The sequence below is a fragment of the Corynebacterium sp. ACRPO genome, assembly GCF_022347205.1.
Classification (GTDB): domain Bacteria; phylum Actinomycetota; class Actinomycetes; order Mycobacteriales; family Mycobacteriaceae; genus Corynebacterium.
The window spans coordinates 88,864-97,007 of record NZ_JAKRNE010000009.1 but is presented as its reverse complement, the minus strand read 5'-3'; the positions used below and the strand labels follow the sequence as shown (position 1 = coordinate 97,007).

9 protein-coding genes and 1 other RNA gene are annotated in these 8,144 nt (G+C 55.0%); all 10 read right to left on the bottom strand.

Annotated elements, in window-relative coordinates; translation table 11 throughout:
- Positions 1 to 741: 741 nt before the first annotated feature.
- The 10 genes from MHY22_RS07650 to ftsE all read right to left on the bottom strand — a co-directional run bounded on the left by MHY22_RS07650 (position 742) and on the right by ftsE (position 8,062).
- Positions 742 to 1,497 (bottom strand): ATP-binding cassette domain-containing protein, encoded by a 756-nt coding sequence (locus MHY22_RS07650; RefSeq protein WP_239278789.1) that lies wholly within the window; start codon positions 1,495 to 1,497, stop codon positions 742 to 744.
- Positions 1,494 to 2,540: an iron chelate uptake ABC transporter family permease subunit gene (locus MHY22_RS07645; RefSeq protein WP_239273510.1), complete on the bottom strand. Its 1,047-nt coding sequence runs from the start codon at positions 2,538 to 2,540 to the stop codon at positions 1,494 to 1,496. The genes MHY22_RS07650 and MHY22_RS07645 overlap by 4 nt, the downstream gene beginning before the upstream one ends.
- Positions 2,530 to 3,558 carry an ABC transporter permease gene (locus MHY22_RS07640; RefSeq protein ID WP_239278788.1) on the bottom strand — a complete coding sequence of 343 codons (1,029 nt, stop codon included), beginning with the start codon at positions 3,556 to 3,558 and terminating at the stop codon, positions 2,530 to 2,532. Before MHY22_RS07640 ends, MHY22_RS07645 begins: the two co-directional genes overlap by 11 nt.
- 110 nt (positions 3,559 to 3,668) lie before the next feature.
- On the bottom strand, positions 3,669 to 4,691 hold the full coding sequence (locus tag MHY22_RS07635) for a siderophore ABC transporter substrate-binding protein (RefSeq protein ID WP_239278787.1): 1,023 nt from the start codon (positions 4,689 to 4,691) through the stop codon (positions 3,669 to 3,671).
- A gap of 184 nt (positions 4,692 to 4,875) precedes the next feature.
- Positions 4,876 to 5,079: a hypothetical protein gene (locus MHY22_RS07630; protein ID WP_239278786.1), complete on the bottom strand. Its 204-nt coding sequence runs from the start codon at positions 5,077 to 5,079 to the stop codon at positions 4,876 to 4,878.
- 54 nt (positions 5,080 to 5,133) lie between these two features.
- Positions 5,134 to 5,514: a transfer-messenger RNA gene (gene ssrA, locus MHY22_RS07625) on the bottom strand.
- Positions 5,515 to 5,576: 62 nt separating this feature from the next.
- Positions 5,577 to 5,933, bottom strand: coding sequence for a DUF488 domain-containing protein (locus tag MHY22_RS07620; RefSeq protein WP_239278785.1), 357 nt, complete (start codon positions 5,931 to 5,933; stop codon positions 5,577 to 5,579).
- Complete coding sequence (smpB, locus tag MHY22_RS07615) at positions 5,926 to 6,429, bottom strand: SsrA-binding protein SmpB (RefSeq protein WP_005322310.1); 504 nt, start codon at positions 6,427 to 6,429, stop codon at positions 5,926 to 5,928. Before smpB ends, MHY22_RS07620 begins: the two co-directional genes overlap by 8 nt.
- Positions 6,430 to 6,473: 44 nt before the next feature.
- Positions 6,474 to 7,376, bottom strand: a complete 903-nt coding sequence (gene ftsX, locus MHY22_RS07610) for a permease-like cell division protein FtsX (protein WP_239278784.1) — start codon at positions 7,374 to 7,376, stop codon at positions 6,474 to 6,476.
- Complete coding sequence (gene ftsE, locus MHY22_RS07605) at positions 7,373 to 8,062, bottom strand: cell division ATP-binding protein FtsE (protein ID WP_150851432.1); 690 nt, start codon at positions 8,060 to 8,062, stop codon at positions 7,373 to 7,375. The genes ftsX and ftsE overlap by 4 nt, the downstream gene beginning before the upstream one ends.
- Positions 8,063 to 8,144: the final 82 nt, after the last annotated feature.

Genomic DNA, 8,144 nt, shown 5'->3' with positions numbered 1-8,144 from the left:
AAAATTTCAGAACAAAATCCGAAACAGGCCGTGAAAAGCCCGAAACCCAACAAAAGAACAAACCACCACAAACCACAAAAGCCTGTGCTGGCGTCCAAAAAATTACTACAAAGAAAAAATACAGTCCCCTCAACCCGACGGGGTCAAAAATAAGGAAACCAAAAAGTTGAACACAATCACATGCCAACCAATCCATCTCAATGCAGCCGAAACACCAAACAGCATTCAAAAGAGTACGTGCTCCACATACCCAACCGGCACACACCAACCAACAAACCACCTAAAGGCCCATTGGCAGACAAACCAATCAACACACAACCATGCACACAAAAAATAAAAAGTACATTGGCACACTATTGAGTTCTCAAACATCATCGGTACGCTTTGATTGGAACGCTGCGGTTCCTCTCTCAAGCGACTCGGACTAACTTAATCAATCCTCTGAAAATTGTCAAATCCTTGATTTGAAGTTCGTCTTTGTCGCTCGCTTGTAACCTCTCGGCTACCTCGCGGCGACTCGCTATAAGTTAGTAGAACTACCTTGTCCTTAGCAAATCTGCAGGCTGTTGCCTGTTTTCTACGTTATTTAATTAACGCTACGGTTATTTCGTTTATTACGGGCAGCCTCATCCCCCTGTTCAACCTTGGTGGTTGCGGCGCCGGTATGGAAAAAGGGGCGTCGGCAAGCATGCAATGCTTCCCCACGACCCCTTGGTGTCTGTGGAATAGACGGTGGACGCCTTAGTGGTAACAGGCCAGCAGGCCGGCGGGCCCATCGATGACTGTGATCGGCGTATTGAAGATAGGAGTCAACACCTCATCGCGCATGATTTCGTGCGGCCTGCCAAAAGCGACAATCTGGCCGTCTTTTGCGGCGCAGATGTAATCGGCGTAGCGCGCTGCGAAGTTGATGTCGTGCAAAACAATGATGATGGTGCGCCCAAATTCCTGAGCTGCCTCGCGTAAGTGCTTCATCATCTCCACTGAATGGGCGATGTCTAGGTTGTTGAGAGGCTCATCGAGCAATACGTAGTCGGTCTCCTGACACAGGACCATAGCCACGTAAGCACGCTGGCGCTGACCACCAGAAAGCTGATCAAGGTAGCGGTCCTCCAGCTCCCGCAGGTGCAAAAAGTCGATATAGCGGGAGATAATCTCCTCATCGTGCTCGGTCAACCGCCCTTGGGAATACGGGAAACGGCCAAAGCCCACGAGCTGGCGCACCGTCAGCTTGGTGATGAAGTGATTCTCTTGGCGCAGAATCGATAGCACCTTAGCCAAATCCTCCGACTTGGTATCAGCGATATCCATTCCAGCTACCTCTACTGCGCCTTCATCCATTTCAAGCAGGCGGCCGACCATCGTCAGCAATGTCGATTTACCCGCGCCGTTCGGCCCGATTAACGCGGTGATACCGCCTGCCGGGATCTCCAAATCCACAGGACCAATGGAAGTCTCAGAGGAATATGCCTTAGAAACATTGGAAAGCTTGATCACAGGCGTCCCTTTCTCAAGATGACGAATAGGAATACCGAGCCTCCCACGAGCTCGATAATGATGGAGACCACGCCTTCCGCGTAGAAAACGTGCTTCATCAGGAAATAAGCCGCAGTAAGTACCGTGAACGCGGTTACCGCTGCCATGGGAAACAGAAAACGGTGGTCGTAGGTCTCTGCGAACTGATACGTCAACGTCGCCACCAAAAATCCCAGGAACGTCATCGGGCCTACCAACGCGGTGGAGGTAGCGATGAGTACGGAGACCAAGATCAACGTGTAAATCGCGTTGGTCTTGTGGTTTACGCCTAAGTTCGTAGCCGCATCCCGCCCCAAGGACAATACGTTCAACTTCCGAGAGTTCACATACAACGCCGCCGTGGCCACAATAACCAACGGAATAGCGATGGGGTAATACTCGGTTTCCGCGTTGTTTACTGAACCGAAAAGCCGGGCGGTCAGTACGTCGAATTCGCTAGGAGTCAACATACGCTGCATAAAGGCGGACACTGACCCCAATCCCCCGCCAATGACGATGCCGACCAACAACATCGCATGCATATTGTTGCTGCGATTGGTCAACAGCCACGAATAAAGCACCAAGGACAACGCCACCATGATGCCCATCTGGAGCAGGAACGAACCGAGATTGCGCGCCTGAGTCAGCCCGCTGGAACCGAGGAAGAAAATGGTCGCTGTATTAATGGCCACGTACAGCGATTCAAAGCCCATGATTGATGGGGTCAAGATGCGGTTATTTGTCACCGTATGAAAAGCCACGGTAGCTACCGCTTGGCACACGGCGACGATCGCCATTGCGGTTACGGCGTCAGCACGGCGTTGCGCAATCAGCCACCACTTACGGGTTCCCAGTTCCATAGGATTCTCATAGGCCAATAACCCGAAGGCGCTGATTGCACCTACAACAGCGAGTACCCCAAGGAGAATCCAATACTTCCTCGCCGCCGCTGCCGATTGAAAGCTACCGACGGCGCGGTGCTGTCTGCTTGCCGCAGCCACACCAGTTGCTGCGTTAACGCTCACGGGTAGACCTCACGATCAGGAATACGAAAACAACGGCGCCGACGATACCGAGGATTACCGAAACGGGCATTTCGAACGGCGCAATGACAACGCGGCCAAGCAAGTCACATACCGTAACTGTGGCGATACCCAAAAGGCACACCCAAGGCAGATTGGAGCGCAGATCATCTCCACGGAACATGCTCACCACATTTGGAACAATCAGCCCCAGGAACGGCAAGGAGCCCACTACGACGGTAACCACGCCGGTAGCGACGGCGATAAGCCCCGTGCCTATGAGGATCATGCGGTTGTAATTAAGACCGACATTGGTAGCAATTTCCTCACCAAGGCCTGCCACCGTGAGTTTATCGGCGTAGAAGAACACCGCCAGCAATACCAACAGCACGACCCACAGGACTTCGTATTGTCCCTCATATACGGAGGTGAACGACCCCATAAACCAGATGCCCAATTGCTGAAGCGTGTCCGTTGCCAGCGCCACGTAGGACGAAACCGCACTAACCACCGCACCGAGCATGATGCCGATGATGGGCACGATCAACGAGGAGCGCAATGTCACCTTGCGCAGGAACGCGAAAAACACCATGGTTCCTACAAAGGCAAAGGCCACTGCAATGATCATCTTCACCAAAACCGACGCATTGGGCAGGAGAATCAACGAGAACAGCAAGCCTAGGCCCGCCCATTCGGTGGTACCGGTCGTGGTGGGCTCGACAAACCTGTTCTGCGTGAGCAACTGCATAACCAGCCCGCTCATCGCCATAGCTGCCCCGGCAAGAACCAAAGCAATGGTTCGCGGAACACGGGTGGTCATAAACATATCCGCCCCATCGTCATGGTCCAGAATGCTGTACTCGCCCACCATGAGAGATAGGAGCAAGAGCGCGCACACTCCGAGTACGCCGAAAATGAGCTGCCAAGAAAACAATGGGGATCGAGATACCCGGGCCCGCGAGCGCTTCTTGCTGGGTGCGCTCGTTCGGTCCGTGCGAGTTGGTGATGCAGTCTGTGTCATGGGAAGTGACGAATCCAATATGGAGATGAAAGTGATAAACGGTAAGTACGACGAAAACCGGAAGGCCGCAAGGCTTCCCGGTTATCGCAGTTAGGCAGGGGGTGTGAGCATTACTTCTGCTGCTCGAAGGAGTCCGCCATGGCGTTAAGGATTTCAGTGTAGGTAACGATCGACTCATTGACATAAGTGTCAGCCGGCGCTACGTAGACGTTTCCTTCCTTGACCGCGGTGACGTTCTTGAGCGCAGCGTTGTCCTTTACCAGCTTGTCACCAGGGGTATGCTCCTGACCTTCCTTGCTGATGGCGGCATCGCGGTCCATGATCAGGATCCAATCCGGGTTGGACTCCGCAATAGCTTCGACGGAAATGTCGTCACCCTCGTGATCGTCGGAGGCGTTGTCCACCTCCAACGATGGTTTCATGCCCAGCAGGTCAAAAATCGGACCGTAAGTGCGGCCAACGGTAGGAGCAATATAGCCGATTTCTCCGCCGGAGGTATTGACGGCCATGATCTTCTTGGAAGGATCGTAGGCTTCCTTAGCGCGCTTGGCAGCTGCATCGAAGTCCTCGATCAACTTGGAGGCATCGTCTTCGTGGCCAAAGACCTGACCAAGTGCTTCGGTGTGCCGCTTGAGTTCACCGAAGAATTCCTTGTCATCGCGTGGCTCGAAGTCCAAAACTGGGACATCCTCGACCAGCTTTTCAATGTCTTCCTGGTGCTGCTCGAAGCGCTGGCCATTCCATACAACGTCTGGCTCTGCAGCGACGAGGCTTTCCAGATCGGGTTCCTTGTGGGAGCCCATATCGACGGCAACGGTGTCCTTGTTATAGGTATCGCGCAGCGGCTTAGGCACCAGCTTGAGAGGTGCAGCCGCCAGCTCGACGTCCCATTGCGCCAGCACCTCAAAAGCACGGTTATCCGTCACCGCTGCGGATTCAACCGGGGTATTTACGGTCTTGGAACCGAAGTTATCCTCGAGCTTTACTTCTTTCGCCTGCTCGGAAGAAGAGGACGCAGTGTTTTCTTTGTCTCCTGAACCAGATTCGGCGGCGGAGCAGCCAGAAAGAACCAAAGCTGCCGCAGAAACCGTGGCGGCGGAGGTAAGGATAGAGCGACGGAACTTGGTAAACATTTTGTCCTTGAGGTTAGGTGTGCCTAAGCACACTAGCGATTTTCGAATACCTGGTTAACCTAACCTATGTAAGGCTTACCTTTCAAGCACATGAATGTTTCGAAATTCCAAAACCCCGCCCCACCCCCTATAAACAACAATTAACCTGCGACGATAGCGCTAGCGAGGTTAATCACAGTCGCTTTTAGAGGGGGTGGAACGGGGTTAATTCCGCAATAAGGAAATGCGACAAACGCGCCTTCGCGGCGTCGGTACGCCCATGAACGAGGAAGTACACGGCGCCGGCGACCACTACGAAACCGGCCAAAATCCAGTACATCGTCGTGTAACCAACGGCCGAGATAATCGTGCCCAACAAGATTGGTCCGAAGCCAATTCCGACATCCATAAACAAAAAGAGTGAAGAAAACTCCCGCTAGGCGATATACCTAACGGGAGTTCTTAGTGGAGCTGCCGGGAATTGAACCCGGGTCCTTCGTCACCTTGCCAGGGCTTCTCCGTGCGCAGTTCGCACAGAATCTCTGCTCGGCCCTCCGGATCGGACGAACACGTCCGGATGATGGGCCCAGTCACCAGTAAGAGTCCCGACTGGTCCTGATGACCCGGCCAGCCGGCTAGTTCCTTAGTCGATGCCAGGATCTAGGTCAGGAACGAAACCTAGGCTGACAGACACGCGTCGCTGTATTTAGGCAGCGAGGGCGTAGTCACGCTGAGAGTTCTTCTCTGCGTTTATTGGTTGCTACGACGCTTATACGGTGGTCGTTAGCCTGCACCGGCACGCTTCCCCTGGCGCAGTGCACGAAGTCGAAACCAAATCAACCCCATGCTGTAGGGACGGGATAGTGCATCTTCCCTACGGTTCGTTCAACACTACCCTACCCACTTTTATTTCCTCAAGTGCTCCTCTAACCACTCTCTGAGGACCACCGCATGGTTGACCTTGCGGTCGGAGGCGGCGTAGAGAAGGGTGGCGTCGGCAAGCGCAAGCAGTTGGGTGAGCTCTTCGGAGTCATTGTCATCCAGCTCGGCCTTGTAGCGGCGGGCAAACTCGTCGAAGCGTTCCTCGTCGTGGTTCCACCATTTACGCAGATCCGGGCTCGGCGCGACATCCTTGAACCACTCTCTATAGTCTAGGTCGCTCTTGGCAACGCCCCGGGGCCACATCCGGTCTACCAGCACTCCGGTGCCCTGGATAGTGTCCTCGCCTTTGGCAACGTCATGCACTTTCGCAGTCTTAAACATTAATTCCCTTCACGCGGCGGCCGAGCTCGCGGGAGATTTCACGGTCTTGGTCGCGGCGCTTAATATCCTCTCGCTTGTCGTAGTCCTGCTTACCTTGGGCCAGCGCGAGCGAAAGCTTCGCGTAGCCATTCTTAAGGTAGACCTTGAGCGGGACCAAGGTTTTATTGCCGTTGCGCACCTGCCCGTAAAGTTTGTCGATCTCGCGGCGGTGCAGCAAAAGCTTGCGGGTGCGCCGCGGGCTGTGGTTTGTCCACGAGCCCATGGAGTATTCCGGAATGTGCAGGTTGCGCAGGTACACCTCGCCATCGTCGATGGTGGCGAAGGCATCATTGAGCGAAATTTTTCCCTCGCGCAGGGATTTGATCTCGGTGCCGAGCAGGACGATGCCACACTCGTATTCCTCGAGGATCTTGTAGTCATGCCGGGCCCGGCGGTTGGTAGCGAGCGTTGCTTCGCCGGACGCCGCCTTCTTATTCTTCTTGCCCTTCTTAGCCATAATTATGGCAGTGTAGTGCCCTTTTGGCTGCCCCAGCAAACGGGCTATTTGCGCACATAGGACCGCAGGGTGATATGTGCCGTGACGGCGGTGACCACCAACGCCAGCAAGCCCACGAGAGGCAGGGCAATCCAGAGGTCGCCGGATTTCATGGGGGCAAGCAGCTGGGATTCATACAGGCCTTGCAGGGATGGGTCCACCACTTGGGATTTGCCCAGGAAGATTCCGGCACCACCCAAGACCACGCCGATGAGCGAGGCCAGCACTGCTTCCAGTACGAACGGCGCTTGCGTCATCCACCGGCTCGCACCCACCATGCGCATGATTTCCGTTTCACGGGTGCGGTGGAACGCGGCGATCTGCACCATATTGGCCACCAAGAAGATGGCCGCCACGGACATCACGATGGCCAGCACAAAGGTGGCATTGCGGATAGAGTCCAGGTTGCTTGCGGCATCGCGCACTTCTTGCTGCTGGTCGACGACATCCTCTACCGCCGGATTATCCCTAATCGCATCGATCGCAGAAGCGTCTTCTGGATCCTTCAGGCGCACGTGGAACGCTGCCGGCAGTGCGTCGGGCGAGGTTTGTTCCACCATGATGGGATCGGTGTCTTGGAAAAGCTCCTTGAACCGCTCATAGGATTCCGCGCGGTTGCGGTACTCCACGGACTCGACGGAATCATCCGCGTCGAGCTGCTTCTTGAGATCCGCGCAGGCCGGGGTTAAGCAGTCCGGGTCACCAGCGGAAATATCCTCATTGAGTTGGACCATGACCTCGACGCGGTCGAGATAGATCTCCTTCGTGTCCTTGGTCAGGTTGGTCACCATGATGCCGGCGACAACGAGGCCTACGGCAATAGCGGTGGTGATGATCATGGCGATGGTCATGGTCAGGTTGCGGCCAAGACCCTTGGTGGCCTCGCGGAAAATAAAACCTAGCTTCATGCTTCCCCCTCGTACATCGCCTCGTGCTCATCGCGCACGAGGACTCCATTGCGCAGCTCCAGGACACGCTTGCGTGCCCTATTGACGGCGCGAGCGTTGTGGGTGGACATGACCACGGTGGTGCCACGGCGGTTGATGCCCAACAGTAAGTCCATGATCTCGTCGGCGGTGGAGGGATCGAGGTTGCCCGTGGGTTCGTCGGCAAGCAGAAGCTTCGGCCGATTGACCACCGCACGCGCAATGGCCACGCGCTGCTGCTCGCCACCGGAAAGCTCGTGCGGATAAGCATCGCGGCGATCCTCTAGGCCCACCAGATCCAAGACCTGCGGGACCGAGGTGGAGATGCGGTACTTGCTCTTGCCAATGACCTCGAGCGCAAAGGCCACGTTTTGATATACCGTCAGCTTGGGAAGCAGGCGAAAGTCCTGGAACACATAGCCAATGGACTGGCGCAGCGCGTTAATCTGCTTGCCTGAAAGCTCATTGACGTGGAAATCATCGAAATAAATATCGCCCTTGGTCACGTTGCTATAGCGCACCATGAGCTCCAAGAAGGTGGACTTACCGGAGCCGGACGGACCAATAAGGAAAGCGAATTCACCATCCGCAATCTCGAAGGACACCCCGTCGAGCGCTGGGCGAGACTCGGCGGAGTAAGCCTTAGTCACGTTGTCGAATCTAATCACGCGAATCACTGTAGCAACTAAAGTTGACACCACGCTGTGAACTGTATTTAAGTAATGTGGTCTAAGACACTAATTTGTTCCG